Raw genomic sequence first — 23,587 nt, forward strand, 5'->3', positions numbered from 1 at the left:
GTGATGCGAATTAACGTGCTGTTGGTCGAGGATGATCATGCGTTGCGCGAGGCCCTGGCAGACACGCTGTTGCTGGCCGGTCACGGATTTCGTGCCGTCGGTTCGGGGGAAGACGCCCTGGCTGCAGTGATGCTGGAGCCCTTCAGTCTGGTGATCAGTGACGTCAATATGCCCGGCATGGACGGCCATCAGTTGCTTGCCCGCCTGCGCGCCTGCCAGCCGCAATTGCCGGTGCTGCTGATGACGGCTCACGGCGCCGTGGAGCGTGCGGTGGATGCCATGCGTCAGGGGGCGGTGGATTATCTGGTCAAGCCTTTTGAACCCAGGGCCTTGCTCGATCTGGTCGCCCGCCATGCCCTTGGCAGCCTTGGCGTACCCGACAGCGAAGGGCCAGTGGCGGTGGAGCCGGCGAGCGCGCAGTTGCTGGAGCTGGCTGCGCGGGTGGCACGCAGTGATGCCACGGTGTTGATCTCGGGCGAGTCGGGCACCGGCAAAGAGGTGCTGGCCCGCTATATCCACCAGCATTCGCACCGGGTTGATCAGCCGTTTGTAGCGATCAACTGTGCGGCGATTCCCGACAACATGCTCGAAGCCACCCTGTTCGGTCATGAAAAAGGCGCCTTCACCGGTGCGATTGCTGCCCAGGCCGGCAAGTTCGAGCAGGCCGATGGCGGCACCTTGCTGCTTGATGAGATTTCCGAGATGCCATTGGGCTTGCAGGCCAAATTGCTGCGGGTGTTGCAAGAACGCGAAGTGGAGCGTGTGGGTGGGCGCAAGCCGATTGCGCTGGATATCCGCGTAGTCGCCACCACCAACCGCGATCTGGCGGGGGAAGTGGCGGCGGGGCGTTTTCGCGAAGATCTGTACTACCGTCTTTCGGTCTTTCCCTTGGCCTGGCGGCCGTTGCGCGAACGTACCGCCGATATCCTGCCGCTGGCAGAGCGACTGCTGGCCAAATACATCAGCAAAATGAAGCACACTGCTGTAGGGTTTTCGCCCGATGCCAAAGCCTGTCTGAGTGCTTACCCGTGGCCGGGCAACGTGCGCGAACTGGATAACGCGATTCAGCGGGCGTTGATCTTGCAGCAACGCGGTGTGATCGAGGCGGCAGATTTTTGCCTGGCCGGGCCTGTGGCCTGTGCACCTTTGCCGCCGCTGGCGGTGGAAGTTGTGGAGTCGGCGGGCGGCTTGGGCGATGATCTGCGCCGGCGTGAATTCCAGATGATTATCGACACCCTGCGTGCCGAGCGCGGGCGGCGCAAGGAGGCTTCCGAGCGTCTGGGCATCAGCCCGCGCACCTTGCGCTACAAGCTGGCGCAAATGCGTGATGCTGGGATGGATGTCGAGGCTTATTTGTTTGCTGCAACCTGAGAGCGCTTAACCCTCTGTGGGAGCGGGCTTGCCCGCGATTTAGTCGACGCGGTGCAGCAGGGGCTGCGCAGTGATGCCATCGCGGGCAAGCCCGCTCCCACAGGTTAGGTGTGATCCTTGACTGCGACGTTTTGTAACGTTAATTGTTATAAAACGACAAAGAGCTGGCACCCTTGTTGCTACACCTCAATATGCGCTGTGAAAGTGTCAAAAAAATGCGGGTCGTCGGAGGCACTGGTCCATGAGCCAAGGTATTGAATTTAATCGATTGATGTTGGATATGCGGGCCATGCAGATGGACGCCATGGCCCAGCCGAAATCGGCTGTGCAGGCCGCTCCCGAAGCGGGTGCCAGCAGTTTCTCCGACATGCTCGGCAATGCGATCAACAAGGTCAGCGAAACCCAGCAGGCGTCGAGCCAGCTGTCAAACGCGTTCGAGATCGGCAAAAGCGGGGTCGACCTGACTGATGTGATGATCGCTTCCCAGAAGGCCAGCGTTTCTTTCCAGGCCTTGACCCAAGTGCGTAACAAGCTGGTTCAGGCTTACCAAGACATCATGCAGATGCCGGTTTAAGGGCGATATCAAGTCATGGCAGATGCACTCCCGGATAACGTTCCGGCCAAAGCAGGCGCAGGCGGCAAACCGCTGTTTGGCCTGACCTTTCTCGACAATCTGGGCGATATGACCATGCTGCGTCAGGTCGGCCTGATGGTCGGCCTGGCGGCGAGCGTGGCGATCGGCTTTGCCGTGGTGCTGTGGTCCCAGCAACCCGATTACCGGCCGCTGTACGGCAGCCTGGCCGGTATGGATGCCAAGCAGGTCATGGAAACCCTGGCCGCCGCCGACATTGCCTACACCGTTGAACCCAATTCCGGCGCCTTGCTGGTCAAGGCCGATGACGTTTCCCGTGCCCGCCTCAAGCTGGCCGCTGCAGGCGTAACCCCTACAGACGGCAATATCGGTTTCGAGATTCTCGACAAAGACCAGGGCCTGGGCACCAGCCAGTTCATGGAGGCCACACGCTATCGTCGTGGCCTGGAAGGTGAGTTGGCGCGGACCATTTCCAGCCTCAACAACGTCAAGGGTGCGCGGGTTCACCTGGCCATCCCGAAAAGCTCGGTGTTTGTCCGCGATGAGCGCAAGCCCAGCGCTTCGGTACTGGTAGAACTCTACTCGGGGCGTTCACTGGAGCCTGGGCAGGTGCTGGCAATCGTCAACCTGGTGGCCACCAGCGTGCCCGAGTTGAGCAAGTCGCAGATCACCGTGGTCGACCAAAAAGGCAATCTGCTGTCGGACCAGGGTGAAAATTCCGAGCTGACCATGGCCGGCAAGCAGTTCGATTACAGCCGCCGCATGGAAGGCATGCTCACCCAGCGCGTGCACAACATCCTGCAGCCGGTGCTGGGCAATGACCGCTACAAGGCCGAAGTGTCGGCCGATGTGGACTTCAGCGCAGTCGAGTCCACCTCCGAGCAGTTCAACCCCGATCAGCCTGCCTTGCGCAGCGAACAATCGACCAGTGAGCAGCGCACCGCCAGCAACGGCCCGCAAGGCGTGCCCGGGGCCCTGAGCAATCAACCGCCGAGCCCGGCCAGCGCGCCGCAGCAAACCGGCCAGGGCGCTGCTGGCGGGGCAGGCATGATCCAGCCGGGCCAGCCGTTGCTCGATGCCAATGGCCAGCAAATCATGGACCCGGGCACCGGCCAGCCGATGCTGGCACCGTACCCGGCCGACAAGCGCTCGCAGTCGACCCGCAACTTCGAGCTGGACCGCTCCATCAGCCACACCAAACAGCAGCAGGGCAGGGTCAATCGCCTGTCGGTGGCGGTGGTGATCGACGACAAGATCAGCGTCAATCCGGCCAACGGTGAAATCACTCAGGTGCCGTGGACCACCGATCAGCTGGCGCGCTTTACCCGTCTGGTGCAGGACGCCGTAGGCTTCGATGCCAGCCGTGGCGACAGCGTCAGCGTGATCAACGTGCCGTTCTCCACCGAACGGGGTGAAGTGATTGCCGATATTCCGTTCTATTCCCAGCCCTGGTTCTGGGATGTGGTCAAGCAAGTGCTTGGCGTGCTGTTTATTCTGGTGCTGGTGTTTGGCGTGCTGCGCCCGGTGCTCAACAACATCACCGGTCACGGCCGCAACAAGCAGGTGGCCGGTATTGGCAGCGATGCCGAGATGGGCGGCCTGGGCGGTCTGGATGGTGAGCTGGCCAACGACCGTGTCAGCCTTGGCGGCCCGCAAAGCATCATGTTGCCAAGCCCCAGCGAAGGCTATGACGCGCAGTTGAATGCAATCAAGAGTCTGGTCGCAGAAGATCCGGGCCGTGTGGCCCAGGTAGTAAAAGAGTGGATCAATGCCGATGAGTGATAACCGCGCCGCCGCCAACGCCAAGTTGACCCGGGTCGACAAGGCCGCCATTTTGCTGCTGTCGCTGGGCGAATCCGATGCCGCCCAGGTGCTGCGCCATATGGGCCCCAAAGAGGTCCAGCGGGTGGGTGTGGCCATGGCGCAAATGCGCAACGTGCACCGCGAGCAGGTCGAGCAGGTGATGAGCGAATTCGTCGAGATCGTTGGCGACCAGACCAGCCTCGGCGTGGGTTCGGACAGCTACATCCGCAAAATGCTCACCTCGGCCCTGGGCGAAGACAAGGCCAACGGCCTGATCGACCGTATCCTGCTGGGTGGCAACACCAGCGGTCTGGACAGCCTCAAGTGGATGGAGCCCCGTGCCGTGGCCGACGTAATCCGCTTCGAGCACCCGCAAATCCAGGCCATTGTGGTGGCTTACCTCGACCCCGATCAGGCCGGTGAAGTACTGGGTCATTTCGACCAGAAGGCGCGCCTGGACATCATCCTGCGGGTCTCGTCGCTTAACACCGTGCAACCGGCAGCGCTCAAGGAGCTGAACCAGATCCTCGAGAAGCAGTTCTCCGGCAACTCGAATGCGGCGCGCACCTCGCTGGGTGGCGTGAAGCGGGCGGCCGATATCATGAACTTCCTCGACAGCTCGATGGAAGCGCAGTTGATGGACTCGATCCGCGATATCGACGAAGACCTCTCGGGCCAGATCGAAGACCTTATGTTCGTGTTCAACAACCTGGCCGATGTCGATGACCGCGGCATCCAGGCGTTGCTCCGTGAAGTGTCCTCCGACGTACTGGTGCTGGCGCTCAAGGGCTCCGACGAGAACGTGCAGGAAAAGATCTTCAAGAACATGTCCAAACGTGCCGCCGAACTGCTGCGCGACGATTTGGAAGCCAAGGGCCCGGTGCGCGTCAGCGATGTCGAGACCGCCCAGAAAGAAATCCTTACCATCGCCCGCCGTATGGCCGAAGCCGGAGAAATTGCTCTCGGCGGGAAGGGCGGCGAAGAGATGATCTAAGTGAGCAGCGGCGAATCTCCCGGTGATGTGATCCGTGCCAAGGATGTCGGTGCTTTCGATGTATGGGGTTTGCCCAGCTTCGATCCGTGGCGCGAGCCCGAGGCAGAGGTCGAACCCGAGCCGGTTGAAGAACTGCCCGAGATGGAAGAGGTGCCGCTGGATGAAGTTCAGCCGCTGACCCTCGAAGAGCTCGAAAGCATTCGCCAGGAGGCCTACAACGAAGGCTTCGCCACGGGTGAGAAAGAAGGTTTCCATAGCACCCAGCTCAAGGTCCGTCAGGAAGCCGAAACGGCGTTGACGGCCAAGGTCAACAGCCTGGAGCGCTTGATGAACAGCCTGCTGATGCCGCTGGCCGAACAGGACCAGCAGCTTGAAAAAGCCATGGTCGGGCTGGTCGAGCACATGACCCGGCAAGTGATCCAGCGCGAGCTGAAAACCGATTCGAGCCAGATCGGGCAAGTGCTGCGCGAGGGTTTGAAGCTCTTGCCGATGGGCGCCGAAAATATTCGCCTGTTTATCAATCCGCAGGACTTTGACCAGATCAAGGCTTTGCGTGAACGTCATGACGAGCAATGGCGAATTGTCGAAGACGACAGTCTGCAACCGGGAGGCTGTCGCATCGAAACCGAACACAGCCGCATCGATGCCAGCATCGAAACCCGGATCAAGCAGGCCATGAGCCAGTTGCTTGATCAGCTCCATGAACAGGTACTGCATCCGGCGGCGCCTGATATCGATATCGACCTCGATGCACCTTAAGCGCACCAGCTTCGCCAAACGCCTGGGCAGCTACGCTCCGGCGGTGTCCTTGCCCGTGCAGCCGGTGGTTGAAGGCCGTTTGCTGCGCATGGTCGGCCTGACCCTGGAAGCCGAAGGCCTGCGTGCCGCCATGGGCAGCCGCTGCCTGGTGATCAACGACGACAGCTTTCACCCGGTGGAAGTCGAAGCCGAGGTCATGGGCTTTAGCGGCAGTAAAATTTTTCTGATGCCCGTAGGCAGTGTCGCCGGTATTGCGCCAGGCGCCCGAGTGGTGCCGTTGGCCGATAATGGCCGCTTGCCTATGGGCATGAGCATGCTCGGCCGGGTGCTCGATGGCGCCGGCCGTGCGCTGGACGGCAAGGGCCCGATGAAGGCCGAAGACTGGGTGCCGATGGACGGCCCCGCGATTAACCCGCTAAAGCGCGACCCCATCAGCGTGCCGCTGGACGTGGGCATTCGCAGCATCAACGGTTTATTGACGGTGGGTCGCGGTCAGCGTCTGGGCCTGTTTGCCGGCACCGGCGTGGGCAAGAGTGTGCTGCTGGGCATGATGACCCGCTTTACCGAGGCCGACATTATTGTGGTGGGCCTGATCGGTGAGCGGGGCCGTGAGGTAAAGGAGTTTATCGAACATATCCTGGGTGCCGAAGGCATCAAGCGCTCGGTGGTGGTGGCATCGCCTGCCGATGATGCGCCCTTGATGCGTTTGCGCGCGGCCATGTATTGCACGCGGATTGCCGAATACTTTCGCGACAAGGGCAAGAACGTCCTGTTGCTGATGGACTCCCTGACCCGATTCGCCCAGGCCCAGCGGGAAATCGCTCTGGCCATTGGTGAGCCGCCCGCGACCAAGGGCTATCCGCCGTCGGTGTTCGCCAAGCTGCCCAAACTGGTGGAGCGTGCGGGTAATGCCGAAGCCGGGGGTGGTTCTATCACCGCGTTTTACACCGTGCTGTCAGAAGGCGATGACCAGCAGGACCCGATTGCCGACTCGGCGCGGGGCGTGCTTGACGGCCATATCGTGTTGTCCCGCCGATTGGCTGAAGAGGGCCATTACCCGGCCATCGATATTGAAGCCTCCATCAGTCGGGTCATGCCCTCGGTGGTGAGTGAAGAACATATGCGCCGCGCCCAGCAGTTCAAGCAGCTGTGGTCGCGCTTCCAGCAGGCACGGGACTTGATCAGCGTGGGCGCCTATGTGCCGGGCGGCGACCGCGAGACCGACACGGCGATTGCCCTGCAACCGGCGATGGTGGGGTATCTGCGTCAGGGGTTGAACGACAATATCAGCCTGGCCGAAAGCGGCGGCCATCTGGGCAGCATCTTCGCCCCTGCCGCCGGGGGTTAATCGAGCATGGCCAGTGACAGCAGGGCTTCACGCCTGGCGCCGGTGGTGGACATGGCTGAAAAGACCGAGAAGGCTGCGGCCCAGCGCCTGGGGCACTTCCAGGGGCAGGTCAATCTGGCCAACAGCAAACTCGGTGATCTGGAAAATTTTCGCGGTGAATACCAGGCGCAATGGGTCGACCGCGGCAGCCAGGGCGTGACGGGGCAATGGCTGCGCAACTATCAGTATTTTCTTGGGCAACTGGAAACTGCAGTGGGCCAGCAGCGGCAAAGTCTGGTGTGGCACCAGAACAACCTCGACAAGGCCCGCGAGACCTGGCAGCAGGCCTATGCCCGGGTCGAAGGCCTGCGCAAGCTGGTGCAGCGCTACGCCGACGAAGCTCGTCAACTGGAAGACAAGCGTGAACAAAAGCTGATGGACGAACTGTCCCAGCGCTTGCCGCGCAAAGACGTTTACTAGTCCGGCAGCCCGGCTCCCACAGGAGTTGCGCCGATCTTGTGGGAGCGGGCTTGCTCGCGATGGCGTCAACCCGGTTTGCCTCAGTGACCGCAGCGCCTGTATCGCGAGCAAGCCCGCTCCCACACAAGGGTCTATAGTTGCACTGACTATCTCGGGAGCAATTCACATGGCAGTGACATCTGAAGTCTCGGCAGATGGCAGTAAGCTGACTATCGCCATCAAGGGCCGTTTCGACTTTGCCAAGCACCAGGAGTTTCGTGACGCTTACGAAGAACTCAGCCCCGCACCCGCCTGCGTAGTGGTGGATTTGAAGGATGCAACCTATCTCGACAGTTCAGCCCTGGGCATGTTGCTGTTGTTGCGTGAGCATGCCGGAGGCGATGATTCTGATATTCGGGTGGTCAACAGCAGCCCGGATGTGCGCAAAATTCTGGGGGTTTCCAACTTCGACAAGTTGTTCGATATCAATTGAGCGGCTCGATGCAGCGCCTGCGCAGGCTGCAGCAGACGATAGTGCAGCAGCGCGACCAGATTGCACGGCACAACGACTACCTGCTCAACGAACAGCGGGTGGCCAAGGCCGTATTTGACCGGGTGGCACACTCGGGCTGCCTCAATGACCCCAATATCCGCTATCTGCAGTCGCCCTATGCCTTGTTCAATGGCGATTTGCTGTTGGCCGCCTATACGCCGTCAGGGGATACCCATCTGCTGCTCGCCGACTTTACCGGTCACGGCTTGCCTGCTGCGATTGGTGCCATGCCCCTGGCGGAGGTGTTCTACAGCATGACGGCCAAGGGCTACGGGCTGGCGGAAATACTCAGGGAAATGAACGCCAAGCTTAAACGTATCCTCCCCGTGGATATGTTCTGTTGCGCCGTGTTGCTGTGTGTGAGTGCCCAGCGCCGCTGCGTCGAAGTCTGGAATGGCGGCATGCCTGATGGCTATCTGCAAGCGGCACTCAGCGGTGAGCGCACGGCACTGACCTCGCAGCACTTGCCATTGGGTGTCTTGCGCGCCGAAGTGTTTGACCATGCCACCCGGGTGTTGCCGATGCTGCCCGGCGATCAGGTGTTCTTATTGACCGACGGCGTGATCGATACCTGTGGCCCCGATCAGCAGCTGTTCGGGGTTGAACGTCTGGAGCGGGTACTGGATGCCAACCGCCATCCGCTGCAACTGATTGCCGAGGTCGAACAGGCGTTGCGCGATTTTCAGGGGCAGGCCCGGGATGATGTGAGCATGGTGCACATCACTTCACAGCTGCCGGCGTTTCTGGGGGTGCCGGCTATTGTCTACTCAGACAGCGGCCAATGCAGCCCGCGGGACTGGTCGGCCAGCTTCGAGTTTCGCGCGTCGACCCTGCGCCAGTTCAATCCGCTGCCCTTCTTGCTGCAACTGTTGATGGAGGTCCACGGGTTGCGTGCCCAGGGGCCGGTGATCCATGCGGTGCTGGCCGAGCTTTACAGTAATGCCCTGGAACACGGGGTTTTGGGTCTCGATTCGCGGCTCAAGCGCGATACTGGGGGCTTCGCCCATTACTATCAGCAACGCAAGGAGCGTTTGGCGACGCTCAAGTACGGCTTTGTACGGGTGTCCTTGCAAGTCGAGCCGATCGGGGAGAGCGGCCGTCTGCTGATTCAGGTGGAAGACAGTGGTGCGGGTTTTGATGTTGCCAGGGTGATGGCCAGGCCACTGGATTTAGACCGTCTGTCGGGACGCGGGGTGAGCCTGGTACGTCAACTCTGCCCTGCAGCGCGTTGGGCGCCTGATGGCCGTAGCGCGACCGTGGAGTTTTCGTGGGGGGGTCTGGCATAATCCGTCCATTCTTGATCAAGGAGTGAACAAGTGTCTGACATTCATATGGATCCGAATGTGGTCAATGCATTGCGAGACGTGATGGAGGGAGGGTTTACCGAGCTGCTGGACACCTTCCTCTCCGACTCCGAAGAGCGTCTTGGCCAATTGCACAACACCCGCGAAGCCTGCGACCTGACGCTGGTTGCCCATAGTTTCAAAGGCAGCAGCAGCAACATGGGTGCCATTCGTTTGGCACATTTGTGTGGCCTGCTTGAAGAACGTGCGCAAAAGAAGCAACTGGCCGAGATCCAGGAGCTGGTGATCAAAATCGACGATGAATACCAGATGGTCCGGCGCCTTTATCGCGCCGAGCGCCAGCGTTCGGTGCCGCCGCACTTTGTATCCCGATGACATGGCAATAAAGCTGGCCCGAACCTTGCTCTGACTCTCTGACCTGTACCTACGCCAGCCGTACAGCGGAGACCCGTTAATGCCCGTTACCGCTCAACCCCTGCTTCAGACACCTGCCGCCGCAGCCCCCAAAGCGGCGGCGGGCAACCCTGCGCAGTCTGCCAAGGCGCAAGCTCAGCCTTTTGCCAAGGTTTATGCCCAGGCGTCTGACCCGGCGCCAGCTGTTGCCGATAGCGGCAACCCCTTGCCTGTCGGCAAGGCCAAGGATGCCGTCAGCACCGATCAGGATGACAGTGCTGACAAGCCGGACGATAACGCGGCAGCGGCCGATCCGCTGGCAGTGCAGCCGGTAGCGCCGGCCCCGGCCCCGGTTGTCGAGGCGCCAACACCCACGCCGCCGGCCACCCCTGAGGTGCCAGTGGCGCAACTGGCAGTTCCGGCGCCGCCGCCACCAGTGGCAGACGATACCTTCGACCCCGAAGCCGACCCCCTTGACGCTATGCCTGCCGTGCGCCTGGCGATGGAGCAGGGCGGGCATGTTTCGGCCGGCAGCCAGGCCCAGGTCAAGACCCCGGCTAATGAAGCCGCTCCGGCCGCCGCTCAGGGGCAGGCCAGCGCGATAGCCATGCTGGTCGATGGTGGAAGCGAAGACTCGACCACGGCTGACGGCGGTGAGAAAGCCTTCAAGGGTTTGGTTGATGAGGGGCTCAAGGACCTGAAAAGTGCCGCCAGCGATACCCGTGTCGATGACTTCGCCAACCGTCTGGCTGCGCTGACCCAGGCGGCGGTGCCGAAAACCACCAATGCGCTGCCGGTCAATCAACCGTTGGCCATGCATCAGAGCGGCTGGTCTGAAGAAGTCGTCAATCGCGTGATGTATCTGTCCAGCGCCAACCTCAAATCAGCCGATATCCAGCTGGAGCCTGCAGAGTTGGGGCGTCTGGATATTCGGGTCAATATTGCGGCTGACCAGTCGGCGCAGGTCAACTTTGTCAGTGGCCATGCCGGCGTGCGCGAGGCACTGGACAGCCAGATGCACCGCTTGCGCGAGATGATGGCCCAGCAAGGCATGGGCCAGGTGGACGTCAACGTGTCCGACCAGCAGCGCCACTGGCAAGGCCAGCAGGGCCAGGAGCAACAGGCCCGCAACGGTAGCGGTGGTCAGCGCCTGGGCAGCGTGATTGATGACGAGCCAGTGGACGTCGCGGTGGTAACGCCAAGCGTAGTACTGGGCTCCAGTGCAGTGGATTACTACGCCTGAGTAAAAATCCTGTGGGAGCGGGCTTGCTCGCGATGGCTTCGGCGCGGTGTAACGGCAGCGCCGCATAGCCTCTATCGCGAGCAAGCCCGCTTCCACAAAGTCACCCACCGTCCTGCTTCTGGCATAACACTTGCTCTGCCTAGTCCAGCACCTGTGAAAACCGAAAAGTGACGGATTATTGGCATGGCGACGAGCGACGCAGTAAAAGACCCCGCCGTTAAAGGCAAACTCAAGCTGATTATCCTGATCGTCGTGGCTGTGCTGCTGGCGATTGGCCTGTCCGTTGGCGCCACCTGGTATTTCATGCACAGCCCCAAGAGCGAAGCTGTGTCGCAAGCGGACGTCAACGTCAAACTGCCTGCCATCTATGAACCCATGGCCCCGGCCTTTGTGGTCAATTTCAACGCCAATGGCCGCCAGCGCTATATGCAAGTCAGTGTGACCCTGCAAGCCCGCGACCCCGCCGATCTCAAGGCGCTGATGGTGCATATGCCAGTGATTCGCAACAACCTGGTGATGCTGTTCTCCGGGCAGACCTTTGACGACCTCGCCACACCGGTTGGCCAGGAAATTTTGCGCCAGAAAACCACTGCCAGCGTGCAGGAAGTAGCGCAGAAAGAACTCGGCAAAGTGGTTATCGACCAGGCGCTGTTCACTAACTTTGTATTGCAGTAGGACCACGACATGGCCGTGCAAGACCTGCTGTCCCAGGATGAGATTGACGCGCTGTTGCATGGCGTCGATGACGGTCTGGTACAGGCCGAAACCGCTGCCGAGCCCGGCAGTGTCAAAAGCTACGACCTGACCAGTCAGGACCGTATTGTCCGGGGCCGCATGCCGACCCTGGAAATGATCAACGAACGTTTCGCCCGCTACACCCGTATCAGCATGTTCAACCTGCTGCGCCGCTCGGCGGACGTGGCGGTGGGCGGGGTGCAGGTGATGAAATTCGGCGAATACGTGCATTCGCTGTATGTGCCCACCAGCCTCAACCTGGTCAAGATCAAACCGTTGCGCGGCACGGCACTGTTTATCCTCGACGCCAAGCTGGTGTTCAAGCTGGTGGACAACTTCTTTGGCGGCGACGGCCGTCACGCCAAGATCGAAGGCCGTGAATTCACCCCTACCGAACTGCGCGTGGTGCGCATGGTGCTGGAGCAGGCCTTCATTGACTTGAAGGAAGCCTGGCAGGCGATCATGGAAGTCAATTTCGAGTACATCAACTCCGAAGTTAACCCGGCCATGGCCAATATCGTCGGGCCCAGCGAAGCCATTGTGGTGTCGACCTTCCATATCGAACTCGACGGCGGGGGCGGCGACCTGCATGTGACCATGCCGTACTCGATGATCGAACCGGTGCGCGAAATGCTCGACGCCGGTTTCCAGTCCGACCTCGACGACCAGGACGAACGCTGGAGCAAGGCCCTGCGCGAAGACGTGCTGGACGTCAGCGTGCCGCTCAGCGCCACCGTGGCCCGCCGCCAGTTACGCCTGCGCGATATTTTGCATATGCAGCCCGGCGACGTGATCCCCATCGAGCTGGAAGATGAACTGGTGATGCGCGCCAATGGCGTGCCGTCGTTCAAGGTCAAACTGGGTTCGCACAAAGGCAATCTGGCCTTGCAAGTGGTTGAGCCCATCGGTCGGCGCTAGGCGCCTGGCCACAAGAATTTGCTGTGCTAATGATTGAATGCCCGCCGAGGATACCCCCATGGCTAACGAACACGATACAACCGCTGCAGACCAGGCGCTGGCTGATGAATGGGCAGCCGCGCTGGAAGAAACCGGCGATGTTGGCCAGGCCGATATCGACGCGCTGCTGGCGGCCGATGCGGCAACCAAACCGTCCTCCAGCCGTCTGCCGATGGAAGAGTTCGGCAGCGTGCCGCGCAACAACCAGCCGGTGACCCTGGACGGCCCCAATCTGGATGTGATTCTGGATATTCCAGTGTCAATTTCCATGGAAGTGGGCAGTACCGACATCAACATCCGCAACCTGCTGCAACTCAATCAGGGCTCGGTGATCGAGCTGGACCGTCTGGCCGGTGAGCCGCTGGATGTATTGGTCAACGGTACCCTGATTGCCCACGGTGAAGTGGTGGTGGTCAACGAGAAGTTCGGCATCCGCCTGACGGACGTGATCAGCCCAAGCGAACGCATCAAGAAGCTGCGCTGAATGAAACGGCTTCTTGGCAGTTTACTGGGCTTGCCCTTGAGTGTGCTGGCAGCCGAGCCGTTGGTTACTGGCGCAGCGGCGCCGGTGGCGGGTGCCAGTGTTGGCGGGCAGTTGACCCAGCTGGTGCTGGGGTTGTTGCTGGTGCTGGGGCTGATTTTTGCCCTGGCCTGGTTGCTGCGTCGTGTTCAACAGGCGGGCCCGCGCCAGGGTCAGGTGATCGAGCTGGTCAGCTCCCGGGCCCTGGGTGCGCGGGACAGGCTGGTGCTGGTGCAGGTGGGCAATGAACAGATCCTGCTCGGCCTTACGCCGGGCCGGATAACCCCGCTGCATGTGCTCAAGGAGCCGGTGCAGGTGCCGGGTACTGCGCAACCGGCCACCCCCGAGTTTGCCAAGCGCCTGATGGAAATACTCGGTCAGCAAAAGGACAAGCCTTGATGCGTTTTGTAGTCGCGCTGTTGTTGGCACTGGTCGCGCCATTGGCATTCGGGGCTGACCCGTTGTCGATTCCGGCCATTACCCTGGGCACCGGGGCCAATGGTCAGCAGGAATACTCGGTCAGCCTGCAAATTTTGCTGATCATGACTGCGCTGAGCTTTATCCCGGCGTTTGTCATGCTGATGACCAGTTTTACGCGGATCATCATTGTGTTTTCGATCCTGCGTCAGGCCCTGGGTCTGCAGCAGACGCCGTCCAACCAGATCCTTACAGGCATGGCGCTGTTTTTGACGATGTTTATCATGGCGCCGGTTTTCGATCGGGTAAACAACGACGCCTTGCAGCCCTATCTGGCCGAAAAGCTCTCGGCCCAGGATGCGATCCTCAAGGCTGAAGTGCCGATCAAGGACTTTATGCTGGCGCAGACCCGCAGCAGCGACCTTGAGCTGTTTATGCGCCTGTCCAAACGTACCGATATCGCCACCCCGGATGCCGCACCCCTGACCATTCTGGTGCCGGCGTTTGTCACCTCGGAGCTTAAAACCGCCTTCCAGATCGGTTTTATGATCTTTATTCCGTTTCTGATTATCGACCTGGTAGTGGCCAGTGTGCTGATGGCCATGGGCATGATGATGCTCTCGCCACTGATCATCTCGTTGCCGTTTAAAATCATGCTGTTTGTACTGGTGGATGGCTGGGCGCTGATTATCGGCACCCTGGCCAGCAGTTTCGGAGGAGTTTGACCCCATGACCCCAGAAGTCGCGGTAGACCTGTTTCGCAGTGCGTTGTGGCTGACCACCCTGATGGTTGCCGTGCTGGTAATACCCAGCTTGCTGGTGGGGTTGCTGGTGGCGATGTTCCAGGCCGCGACCCAGATCAACGAACAGACCCTGAGCTTCCTCCCACGCTTGCTGGTGATGCTGGTCACCCTGATCGTGGCCGGGCCGTGGCTGGTGCAGACCTTTATGGAATACATCCTGCAGTTGTACGGCAGCATTCCGCAGTTGATCGGCTAAATGTCGCTGCTCGCCCTGACAGACGCGCAGATCAGTACCTGGGTCGCCAGCTTTATGCTGCCGCTATTCCGGGTGGGCGCGCTGCTGACCACCATGCCGATCATCGGCACCACCCTGGTGCCCAAACGCATCAAGTTGTTTTTGTCCCTGGCGATTACCCTGGCAATCATGCCCAGCCTGCCGCCGTTGCCCGCCGTCAACCCGCTGGATCTCAGTGGCCTGATGCTGATTGCCGAGCAAATCGTCATTGGTGCGTTACTGGGGTTTGCATTGCAGCTGTTTTTTCATGCGTTCGTGGTCGCCGGGCAAATTGTCGCGATCCAGATGGGCATGGGCTTTGCGTCCATGGTCGACCCGGCCAACGGGGTCAACGTGGCAGTAATCGGGCAGTTTTTCACCATGCTGGTGACCTTGCTGTTTTTGTCCATGAATGGCCATCTGGTTGTATTTGAAGTGTTGACCGAGAGCTTCACCACCTTGCCGGTGGGCGGTGGCTTGTTGCCCAACCACTACTGGGAAATCGCCAATAAACTCGGCTGGGTGCTGGGTGCGGCGTTGCTTCTGGTACTGCCGGCGATCACTGCGCTGCTGGTGGTCAACATTGCCTTCGGCGTAATGACCCGGGCCGCGCCGCAACTGAATATCTTTGCCATCGGTTTTCCGCTGACCCTGGTGCTGGGCATGGTGATCCTGTGGATCAGCATGGCGGACATTCTCAACCAGTATCAACCGCTGGCCTCTGAGGCCCTGCAGTTTTTACGTGATCTTGCGCAGGCCAGATAGCCATGGCCGAAAGCGAGAGTGGCGCCGATAAAACAGAAGACCCCACGGAGAAACGAAAAAAGGACTCCAGGGAAAAGGGTGAAATTGCACGTTCCAAAGAGCTGAACACCCTGGCCATCATGCTGGCTGGTTCGGCGGGCTTGCTGATTTTTGGCGGTGCGCTGGCGCAGGATTTGATGGAGCTGATGCGTTACAACTTCAGCTTGAGCCGCGAAGTGCTGCTTAACCCGGATTCCATGGGCGCGTTTCTGCTGCATTCAGGGAAAATCGCCTTGATCGCGGTGCAGCCAGTACTGATCACGTTGTTGATCGCGGCCCTGGTCGGCCCGATATCCCTTGGCGGCTGGCTCTTTGCTGCGGGCAGCCTGGCGCCCAAATTCAGCCGCATGAACCCCGCCGCCGGGATCAAGCGCATGTTCTCGGCCAAGGCGCTGGTGGAGCTGCTCAAGGCCCTGGCCAAATTCTTTATCATCCTGATCGTGGCCTTGCTGGTGTTGAAGTCCGACATCGATGACCTGCTGCGCATCGCCCATGAGCCGCTGGAACTGGCAGTGATCCACAGCTTGCAAGTGGTGGGTTGGAGTGCGTTGTGGATGGCCTGCGGATTGATCCTGATCGCTGCGGTGGACGTACCGGTACAGCTATGGGAAAGCCATCAGAAATTGCTGATGACCAAGCAGGAAGTACGCGACGAGCACAAGGATCAGGAAGGGCGCCCGGAGGTCAAGCAGCGCATACGTCAGGTGCAGCGTGAAATGTCCCAGCGGCGCATGATGGCGGCGATCCCGGATGCCGACGTCATAATCACCAACCCGACCCACTACGCCGTGGCCCTCAAGTACGACCCGGAGAAGGGCGGGGCGCCGATGTTGCTGGCCAAGGGCAGTGACTTCCTGGCGCTGAAAATTCGCGAGATCGGTACCAAGCACAACATCCTGCTGCTGGAGTCGCCGGCGCTGGCGCGGTCGATCTATTACTCCACGGAGCTGGAGCAGGAAATCCCCGCCGGCTTGTACCTGGCCGTGGCCCAGGTGCTGGCCTACGTCTACCAGATCCGCCAGTACCAGGCCGGCAAGGGCAAGCGCCCGGACCCCCTCAAGGACTTGCCGATCCCGGCGGATTTGCGCCGTGACGAGTAGCGTGTCAGTTGACGGGGTGGAGTGCAGGTATTTTGCGTCGAGTAGTTACTTTTAAATTCGCCTCCGTCAAATAATCTCTGCTAGTGCGGTGTTATATATCTATCTTGTATTAGGTGGGGTCCTACAAGATAGTTAGAAGTGCCTTACTTCTTGTTTGAAAGTTAGCTGTTAGTTTAGTTGCTTCTTACTTCGGTGTGTGGGGATGGGTAAAAGTCAGCTAATGGCTTTCGCTTTTATTCCCTTGGGGTATGAATAAGTGTCGGGATTTAAACTTAAACTAAATCTTCAGCTTTTTAAACAATTGTTGTAATGCATTTTTGTAGGGGGTGTTTGATGGGTATTGCAATGAAGTCTGCCAAGTCTGCTTTGGCGTCTATGGTGTTGCTGGCTTGTTCGGCATCAGTTGCCAGTGCTGCGGGAGCAGGATCGGGTACTGTCACGTTTAGCGGTGAAATTTTGGAGTCGGCCTGCTCCATTACACCTGAAAGTGTGGATCAACCTGTTCCGCTGGGTTCGGTGTCCAAATCTCAGCTGAATAATGGTGGCATCGGTACCAAGCAATATTTCAATATCGAGTTGACCGGTCTCACCGACAATACAGTCAAGGCCACCTTTACCGGTACGGGGGCGACAGCAGTGCCAGGAGCATTGGCCCTGAACGGCGTTGCCGGTGCGGGCATCCTTCTGACCGAGTTCGACGGCACCGCCATAACGCTGGGTACTGCAACCCGCCCGAAAGGTATTACGGCGGGTAGCAATACGCTGACCTTTGGTGCTCAGTTGAAAGGTCAAACATCTACAACCACTACTGTAGGTACAGGTACTTTTACTGCTGTTACGAACTTCGCGCTGGCATATCAGTAGGTTGTCCGGTTGCCCTGTTGTAGGAAGTTCGACAGCAGGGCAATTGCAGGTGGGAGTTTCCTGTGAAAGCACTCTCGATTTCAGTAGTGGTTACCTCGTTCTTTGTGTTTATAACGTTGGGTTTCGGTGTGTGTACTGCACTAGCAAGTCAGGGGGGTGGGCGCGTAACACTTGAAGGGCAAATTGTTGATTCTGCGTGTGCACTTGATGCGAGTAGCGCTTATCAACTCGTTGAATTCGACCCTTTGCCCATGGGGCAACTTATTCGTCAGGGTCAGTCTTTGCCAGTGATATTCACATTGCGTTTAATTAAATGCTCATTGGCCAGGCCTGACTCTTTTCGTCCAGGCAGTTACTTGCCTGACTGGCAGCATGTAAGGGTGACGTTTGATGGCCTGGCGGATGCCAGCGGGCGCTTGTTTGCCATTGGCGGAGCGGCCCGGGGGTTGGCCCTGCGTATTGCCGATACCCAAGGGCAGGAAAGCATCCCGGGAGTAGCCATGCCCCTGGCGCCTCTGACCGGAGCGGACCAGGAGCTGCATTACACCCTTCAACTGGTTGGCAATGGTCGTCCTGTAGCGGTTGGTTCTCACCGAACTGCGGTGCGTTTCCGCCTGGAGTATTTCTGAATGTACGGGCTGTTTACCGGGCGGGATCTCTCAGCCGCCCAAATGATACTGCGCACCGGCGTGTTGAGCGGATTGATGTCGCTGGGTGCTGAGGTATGGGCCGGGGATGAGATTCAGTTCAATACCGATATTCTGGACCTCAGCGATCGTACCAATATCGACTTGTCCCAATTTTCTCGCAGCGGTTTTATCTTGCCTGGCGTTTATCCGCTGCAGGTGCAGGCCAACTCGCAATGGCTGCCTGAGCAGCGCATAGCTTTTTACCCTCCTGACGATGACCCCAAAGGTAGCCAGGCCTGCCTGTCGACCGAGCTGGTTGAGCAACTGGGGCTCAAGCCTGAAATGCAAGCTCGGCTCGGCTGGTGGAAGAGCGGCGAGTGCCTGCAAATCAATAGCCTGGCGGGCATGGAAGTCAGTGGCGATCTGGCGACCTCTAGCCTGCATATTTCCGTGCCGCAAGCCTATCTGGAGTACAACGCCCGGAACTGGGATCCGCCTTCCCGGTGGGACAACGGCGTGCCGGGCGTTCTGATGGATTACAACCTCACGGCCAAGTCCAGCGGGCGGAAGGGCTCAGCCCGTCAAACCGACTTGAGCGGCAATGGCACGTTCGGCGCAAACGCGGGCCCCTGGCGCTTGCGTGCAGACTGGCAGGGCCGTATCGAAGACGAAAGCTACAGTCGTGCGCGACGGCTGGAGTGGAGCCGCTTTTATGCCTATCGAGCGCTGCCTGCGATTCAGGCGCGTCTGACTCTGGGAGAAAACTACCTGTATTCGAACGTGTTCGACAGCTTCCGTTTTACCGGCGTTGCACTCAACTCGGATGACAACCAGTTGCCGCCCAATTTGCGTGGCTATGCACCGGAAGTTGTCGGCGTTGCCAAAACCAATGCCAGGGTCATTATCAGCCAGCAAGGCCGTGTGCTTTATGAAGCGCTGGTTGCGGCGGGCCCTTTTCGTATTCGGGATCTGAATGATGCCGTAACCGGGACCCTGGAGGTGCGCGTCGAAGAGCAGGACGGCAGCGTCACCACCTTCCAGGTTGAGTCGGCCAACATTCCCTACCTGACGCGTCCCGGCACTGTGCGTTACAAACTGGCCAGCGGTCGACCGTCTTCTCTTCACAACGGAGGGCAGGGCGACGTCTTCGGTGCAGGCGAATTCTCCTGGGGCGTAAGCAATGGCTGGTCCCTGTATGGCGGTGGTCTCAGTGACAATAATTACACGGCGCTTTCTGTAGGGGTGGGGCGCGACCTGCTGGCCTTGGGAGCGATCTCATTCGATGTGACCCGGGCCAGCGCCAAGCTGCAGGGCACGTCCTTGTCGGGCGATTCCTTTCAGTTGAGCTATTCGAAAAACTTCGACCAGTACGACAGTCAGGTCACCTTTGCGGGTTACCGTTTTTCCCAAAAAAACTACATGGGCATGAGCGAGTACCTGAATGCGCGCCATTACGGTGGTCCGGTGGGGGGCAGCAAGTCGCTTTACACTGCGACAGTCAACAAGCAGTTTCGGGATATGGGGCTTACCGCTTATCTGAGCTACAGCAACCAGTCCTATTGGGATCGTCCGAGCGGTGAGCGATGGAACTTGTCCCTGGCGCGCTATTTCAGTGTGGGCTCGATAAGAAACATGAGCCTTTCCCTGAGCGCTTTCCGTAATCAGGAGAAAAACCAGCACAGTGGCATCTCCAGCAACCACACCGGTATGTACCTGTCAGTCAGCCTGCCGATGGGTCGCTCCGGGACGCTCACCAGCAGCGTCAACAGTAGCTCTCAGGGCCAAAATAACTATTCCACGAACTACAGTGACCGGCTCGATCAGCGCAACAGCTATCAACTGTCGGCAAGCAACACCTCGGTTAGCGGGTACCTGAACCATGCCGGTGATCAGGCGGATGTCTCCGTCAGCGCTGCCCTGCAAGAGAACAGCTACAACAGCCTCACCCTGTCTGCTCGTGGTGGCGGCACACTGACGCCATACGGTGGCGCAGGGCATCGAACTGCGGGTACGGGCGGTACCCGGTTGATGATCGATACCGGTGGAGTACCTGGCGTGCCGATCCGGGGCTATGGCAGCCCGACGCGCAGCAATGCCTTCGGCAAGGCTGTTGTCTCGGATGTCGGCAGCTTTACGCGCACTGCGGCCAGTGTCGATCTGGAAAGCTTGCCGGCCGATGTGGAGGCGACAGAGTCCATGACCCAGTTGACCCTGACAGAGGGCGCCATCGGTTATCGCACGCTGGAAGTGATTGCCGGGCTCAAGGCCATGGCTGTGTTGAGCCTGCCTGATGGCAGCGTCCCGCCGTTCGGCGCCATGGTGAAAAACGAAAAACAGCAGGGCACCGGCATCGTCAATGATGCTGGCAGCGTCTACCTCAGTGGTATTCAGCCCGGTGGGCGGATGATAGTCAGTTGGGGTGGTGCCGAGCGTTGCACCTTTGTATTGCCTGAAGATTTACCGGTCGACGGGTTGGCTTCCACCCTCAGTCTGTCCTGCCAGGGGGTCGCAGCGGACAAGACCATGCCCGCGTCAGCCTCTCTGGGCAGGATTGTTGATAACGAGAAAAAGTCATGAAAATTAAAACGTTCAGTTGCGCGTACTCGTCGCTTGTCCTCCTGATGCTGTCGCAGACCGGCAACGTCAATGCCGCCATTGGTCTTGATCGAACCCGGGTCGTGTTTGATGGCAGCAAGGATGCCGCCAGCATGACCATCACCAACAACAACACCCAGTTGCCTTATCTGGCCCAGGGCTGGATCGAGGATGAGCAAGGCAACAAGATCACCTCGCCGCTGATCGTGTTGCCACCGGTCCAGCGCCTGGAGCCCGGTAAAAAAAGCCAGGTGAAAGTTCAGGCGTTGCCTGCGGTCAAGTCGCTGCCCCAAGACCGGGAGACCGTCTATTACTTCAATTTGCGCGAAATTCCGCCCCGTAGCGACAAGGCCAACAGCCTGCAGATCGCCCTGCAGACCCGCATCAAGCTTTTTTATCGTCCGGCTTCGATAGTGCCGAGCCAGCAGGAACGCTCTGACCCCTGGCAGAAACAACTGATCCTGACCCGTGAGGCCGATGACTTTCAAGTCAATAATCCTACCCCGTACTACATCACGCTGATCGATGCCCGCAGCAGCAAAGAGGGCAAAACCTCTCCCGGTTTTGAGCCGCTGATGGTGCCGCCAAAAGGCACGCTCAAGCTGGGCGTGAGTGCGGCGGCACTGGGTAGCAAACCCTGGCTGACCTATGTAAATGATTACGGAGGCCGCCCGGCACTGGCGTTCAGTTGCACTGGCAACACCTGCAAGGTGGACGCGAATGTGTCTGCGGCCGATGACTAGTGCGCGCCTCAGAAGAGGCGTCATGAAACCTTGTACGGTGACGGCCCTGAGTGCCTTGTTGCTGACGCTGCATGCCGCTCAGGGCCAGGCCGAGATTCAAGGGATGAATGGAGTTCTGGATATTTCGGGCTCACTGATCAATTCCCCTTGCGTCCTGGACATGGCCTCGGCAGACCAGGCCGTGGACCTTGGAAATGTGCCCCGCAGCCAATTGATGCGCCCGGGCGATATGGCATCGCCCGTGGTTTTGCAGTTGCGCTTTGTCGATTGCATGCGCGCATCCGGCAGCCTCCTGAATGAGCGCACGGGCAATCTGGTGTGGAGTGCCTATCAGCCGGTGGTGTCCGTCGCTTTTCTGGCGCCTTCCGATAAGGATGATCCGCGTTTGGTCAAAGTTCAGGGTGTCACCGGCATGGGCCTGCGCCTGACCGATGCCCTTGGCCGGGATGTGCGTTTGGGCGCTCGTGGAGAGCCTTTGTTTCTGGCGCATGGCAGCGACACCCTGACGTGGCAGGTGCAACCCACGCGCACTGCCACAGCACTGAGCAATGGCGCGTTTCGGGCCCGGGTTGATTTCAGGCTTATTTATGAGTGAGGGCGCAACGATGATCAGGTCGGTAACTTCGCGTTTTGCAATCACTTGCTATTGTCTGTGTCTGTCTCTTGGCCAGAGTGTTACGGCGCGTACCTCGGAGGTGGCCGTGAATGTGAGTGGGGTAATCCTTGCGCCTGCGCCTTGCATTGTTAATGGCAACAACACGCTCACTGTCCCTTTCGGCAGCAATCTGGTAGCTGCACAGATCGATGGGGTCAATTATCGCAAGCAGGTGCCTTATACAGTGACGTGCGGGCCGCAGCCAACCAATGACATGACAATAGAGTTGCAGGGGGGTGGAGCCAGTTTTGATCGCGCGTTGTTGATGACCAGTAAAAGTAATCTCGGGATCAAGTTCCTGGTGGGGGGTGCAACCTGGTCCCTTAACAGTCCCGTTAATTTTACATACCCAACTTTGCCTCAAATGGAAGCGGTGCTGGTGGCAAAACCGGGTAGCACTCTTGCGGGAGGAGCTTTTTCGGCTTCCGCAACGATAGTCATATCACTGCGCTGAGAAGTAAAGGCAGATGAGGCACCGACAATAAACTGACGTGTTTGCACTGCGTATCATTGATCACCTTTGGTGTGGAAAATACTATAGTTGTTGACTTGGACTCTTAACCTGATCTGGATGGATTTGTGGCGGTGTTTATATTTGCGCTGGATGCCCCCAAGACGCGTGTCGAGGTAAAACTACATACAGGATCAAAAGTCGTGAATATTATGAGGTGTTTTGCTGGCGTATTTTTTTGGCTGTTTGCACAAGTTGCTTTTGCTGTTCATTGCCAAACGGATGGCCGGGTCTGGAGGGATATGAGAGCAGAAACTCTTATTATCTACACTGACGTAAAACTGGATGCGGAAAATAGCAGGGTTACTATGAAAAGTGCTGTGCCGACCGTGTGCAGGCATAATTTCCCGGTGACGTTTCCTCTTAGTTATCGGGAGTGGATAGCTTCAACCTCTGATACGTTTAATCAGGCTCCAAAATTTTCTGCTTTCTCCTCCGGGATGATTGTTGGCGGGAACGAATACCCTTGGCCTTTGGGGCCTGGCAGGTACCTTGCCGAAGGCTCTAGAGGTGGACCTAACTATTTTTTCTGGCTTGGTATGTATCTCAAACTTTCTTCAAGTCCAGGCTTGAACATTAAAATTGACGCGGGTGATGTGATCGGTAACTTTCATTTTTTCAAGCTGTATAATTTCACCCATGCTTCGTATGCGCCATTTTCGATGTACGTTCAAATCAGGGCACGCAACAGTTTGGACACAACACCACCTGTTCCAGCGGAGTGTGCTATCAATGATAACAGGCCCGTTAATGTTGATTTTGGTTCTGTGGATCCCGCGGCCATCGGGATAAGTGCGAGTACTTCACTTGCCCGGAAAACGGTCGGCGTAAAATTTGTGTGTGACAGGGCTCTTCAAAGCGCCAGGCTTAAACTGGTGGCAACGCCTTCTATATTCAGTGCTGAAGGTTTTGTATCGGGCAAGCCTGATATAGCCATCGCCATGATTCGTAAAAGTGATGATGCAATTATTTTACCGTCTTCCGGGCTCAGTTATTATGTCTATTTGATCAACGGTGAAACAACGGAGGAATATACTTTTTCTCTTTTTCGTAAACGTGGCACTTTTCCACCTGCCGGCCCTTTTGCTGGGAGCGGTACTCTTGTGGTGGAGTTTCCTTGACTCGCCAAGCAGAGCCATCCCATCGGCTGCAAAATAAAAGCTGCAACAGCACAAGGGGGAAGGATTCTCCCTTATTGGTAATGAACGGCGTTTTTTCCTGGTTTCAGCCCTGCTGCGCTCA

The 23,587-nt window shown here is 58.7% G+C and carries 25 protein-coding genes and 1 pseudogene; all 26 read left to right on the forward strand.

What is annotated here, in order from left to right:
* The first annotated feature begins 3 nt into the window (after window positions 1–3).
* Window positions 4–1,371: a sigma-54 dependent transcriptional regulator gene (locus tag HBN79_RS07630; protein WP_169916628.1), complete on the forward strand. Its 1,368-nt coding sequence runs from the start codon at window positions 4–6 to the stop codon at window positions 1,369–1,371.
* Between the two features lie 241 nt (window positions 1,372–1,612).
* Window positions 1,613–1,945 carry a flagellar hook-basal body complex protein FliE gene (gene fliE, locus HBN79_RS07635; protein ID WP_016781577.1) on the forward strand — a complete coding sequence of 111 codons (333 nt, stop codon included), beginning with the start codon at window positions 1,613–1,615 and terminating at the stop codon, window positions 1,943–1,945.
* Window positions 1,946–1,960: 15 nt separating this feature from the next.
* Window positions 1,961–3,745, forward strand: coding sequence for a flagellar basal-body MS-ring/collar protein FliF (gene fliF / locus HBN79_RS07640; protein WP_095002615.1), 1,785 nt, complete (start codon window positions 1,961–1,963; stop codon window positions 3,743–3,745).
* A complete protein-coding gene (gene fliG, locus HBN79_RS07645; RefSeq protein ID WP_083369860.1) occupies window positions 3,738–4,760 on the forward strand; it encodes a flagellar motor switch protein FliG in 1,023 nt (340 codons plus the stop codon). Before fliF ends, fliG begins: the two co-directional genes overlap by 8 nt.
* Window positions 4,761–5,519: a flagellar assembly protein FliH gene (gene fliH / locus HBN79_RS07650; protein WP_169916503.1), complete on the forward strand. Its 759-nt coding sequence runs from the start codon at window positions 4,761–4,763 to the stop codon at window positions 5,517–5,519. It begins immediately after the preceding gene.
* Complete coding sequence (gene fliI, locus HBN79_RS07655; RefSeq protein WP_095037444.1) at window positions 5,509–6,867, forward strand: flagellar protein export ATPase FliI; 1,359 nt, start codon at window positions 5,509–5,511, stop codon at window positions 6,865–6,867. The genes fliH and fliI overlap by 11 nt, the downstream gene beginning before the upstream one ends.
* A gap of 6 nt (window positions 6,868–6,873) precedes the next feature.
* A complete protein-coding gene (fliJ, locus tag HBN79_RS07660; protein ID WP_169916504.1) occupies window positions 6,874–7,326 on the forward strand; it encodes a flagellar export protein FliJ in 453 nt (150 codons plus the stop codon).
* A 166-nt stretch (window positions 7,327–7,492) separates the two neighbouring features.
* On the forward strand, window positions 7,493–7,798 hold the full coding sequence (locus HBN79_RS07665) for an STAS domain-containing protein (RefSeq protein WP_095037442.1): 306 nt from the start codon (window positions 7,493–7,495) through the stop codon (window positions 7,796–7,798).
* A 5-nt stretch (window positions 7,799–7,803) separates the two neighbouring features.
* Window positions 7,804–9,144 (forward strand): annotated as a pseudogene (locus HBN79_RS07670) (ATP-binding SpoIIE family protein phosphatase); the annotation flags it as partial.
* Window positions 9,145–9,174: 30 nt separating this feature from the next.
* Window positions 9,175–9,537: an Hpt domain-containing protein gene (locus HBN79_RS07675; protein WP_169916506.1), complete on the forward strand. Its 363-nt coding sequence runs from the start codon at window positions 9,175–9,177 to the stop codon at window positions 9,535–9,537.
* A 79-nt stretch (window positions 9,538–9,616) separates the two neighbouring features.
* Window positions 9,617–10,798 (forward strand): flagellar hook-length control protein FliK, encoded by a 1,182-nt coding sequence (locus HBN79_RS07680; RefSeq protein WP_169916507.1) that lies wholly within the window; start codon window positions 9,617–9,619, stop codon window positions 10,796–10,798.
* Between the two features lie 183 nt (window positions 10,799–10,981).
* A complete protein-coding gene (fliL, locus tag HBN79_RS07685) occupies window positions 10,982–11,473 on the forward strand; it encodes a flagellar basal body-associated protein FliL (RefSeq protein WP_169916508.1) in 492 nt (163 codons plus the stop codon).
* A 9-nt stretch (window positions 11,474–11,482) separates the two neighbouring features.
* Window positions 11,483–12,451: a flagellar motor switch protein FliM gene (gene fliM / locus HBN79_RS07690; RefSeq protein WP_019828822.1), complete on the forward strand. Its 969-nt coding sequence runs from the start codon at window positions 11,483–11,485 to the stop codon at window positions 12,449–12,451.
* Between the two features lie 58 nt (window positions 12,452–12,509).
* Entirely contained in the window at window positions 12,510–12,974 is a 465-nt protein-coding gene (gene fliN, locus HBN79_RS07695; RefSeq protein ID WP_095002606.1) for a flagellar motor switch protein FliN, read from the forward strand.
* Complete coding sequence (fliO, locus tag HBN79_RS07700; RefSeq protein WP_169916509.1) at window positions 12,975–13,409, forward strand: flagellar biosynthetic protein FliO; 435 nt, start codon at window positions 12,975–12,977, stop codon at window positions 13,407–13,409.
* The gene (gene fliP / locus HBN79_RS07705) at window positions 13,409–14,152 is read left to right on the forward strand and encodes a flagellar type III secretion system pore protein FliP (protein WP_169916510.1); all 744 of its coding nucleotides are present in this window, start codon (window positions 13,409–13,411) and stop codon (window positions 14,150–14,152) included. The genes fliO and fliP overlap by 1 nt, the downstream gene beginning before the upstream one ends.
* A 4-nt stretch (window positions 14,153–14,156) precedes the next feature.
* Complete coding sequence (fliQ, locus tag HBN79_RS07710) at window positions 14,157–14,426, forward strand: flagellar biosynthesis protein FliQ (protein ID WP_095002603.1); 270 nt, start codon at window positions 14,157–14,159, stop codon at window positions 14,424–14,426.
* Window positions 14,427–15,209 (forward strand): flagellar biosynthetic protein FliR, encoded by a 783-nt coding sequence (gene fliR / locus HBN79_RS07715; RefSeq protein ID WP_095002602.1) that lies wholly within the window; start codon window positions 14,427–14,429, stop codon window positions 15,207–15,209.
* Window positions 15,210–15,211: 2 nt separating this feature from the next.
* Entirely contained in the window at window positions 15,212–16,348 is a 1,137-nt protein-coding gene (flhB, locus tag HBN79_RS07720; RefSeq protein WP_095002601.1) for a flagellar biosynthesis protein FlhB, read from the forward strand.
* A 333-nt stretch (window positions 16,349–16,681) separates the two neighbouring features.
* Window positions 16,682–17,212, forward strand: coding sequence for a fimbrial protein (locus HBN79_RS07725; protein ID WP_262372317.1), 531 nt, complete (start codon window positions 16,682–16,684; stop codon window positions 17,210–17,212).
* A gap of 356 nt (window positions 17,213–17,568) precedes the next feature.
* A complete protein-coding gene (locus tag HBN79_RS23935; RefSeq protein WP_254925329.1) occupies window positions 17,569–17,841 on the forward strand; it encodes a hypothetical protein in 273 nt (90 codons plus the stop codon).
* A 42-nt stretch (window positions 17,842–17,883) separates the two neighbouring features.
* A complete protein-coding gene (locus HBN79_RS07735) occupies window positions 17,884–20,418 on the forward strand; it encodes an outer membrane usher protein (RefSeq protein WP_262372318.1) in 2,535 nt (844 codons plus the stop codon).
* Window positions 20,415–21,179: a fimbria/pilus periplasmic chaperone gene (locus HBN79_RS07740; RefSeq protein ID WP_095039309.1), complete on the forward strand. Its 765-nt coding sequence runs from the start codon at window positions 20,415–20,417 to the stop codon at window positions 21,177–21,179. Before HBN79_RS07735 ends, HBN79_RS07740 begins: the two co-directional genes overlap by 4 nt.
* Before the next feature lie 22 nt (window positions 21,180–21,201).
* Window positions 21,202–21,774 (forward strand): fimbrial protein, encoded by a 573-nt coding sequence (locus tag HBN79_RS07745; protein ID WP_095002598.1) that lies wholly within the window; start codon window positions 21,202–21,204, stop codon window positions 21,772–21,774.
* Window positions 21,775–21,880: 106 nt separating this feature from the next.
* Complete coding sequence (locus tag HBN79_RS07750; RefSeq protein WP_238705503.1) at window positions 21,881–22,288, forward strand: fimbrial protein; 408 nt, start codon at window positions 21,881–21,883, stop codon at window positions 22,286–22,288.
* Window positions 22,289–22,413: 125 nt separating this feature from the next.
* Window positions 22,414–23,466, forward strand: a complete 1,053-nt coding sequence (locus tag HBN79_RS07755) for a fimbrial protein (protein ID WP_169916512.1) — start codon at window positions 22,414–22,416, stop codon at window positions 23,464–23,466.
* Window positions 23,467–23,587 lie beyond the last annotated feature (121 nt).

Source organism: Pseudomonas sp. WS 5051 (genome assembly GCF_012985715.1).
GTDB lineage: Bacteria > Pseudomonadota > Gammaproteobacteria > Pseudomonadales > Pseudomonadaceae > Aquipseudomonas > Aquipseudomonas bubulae.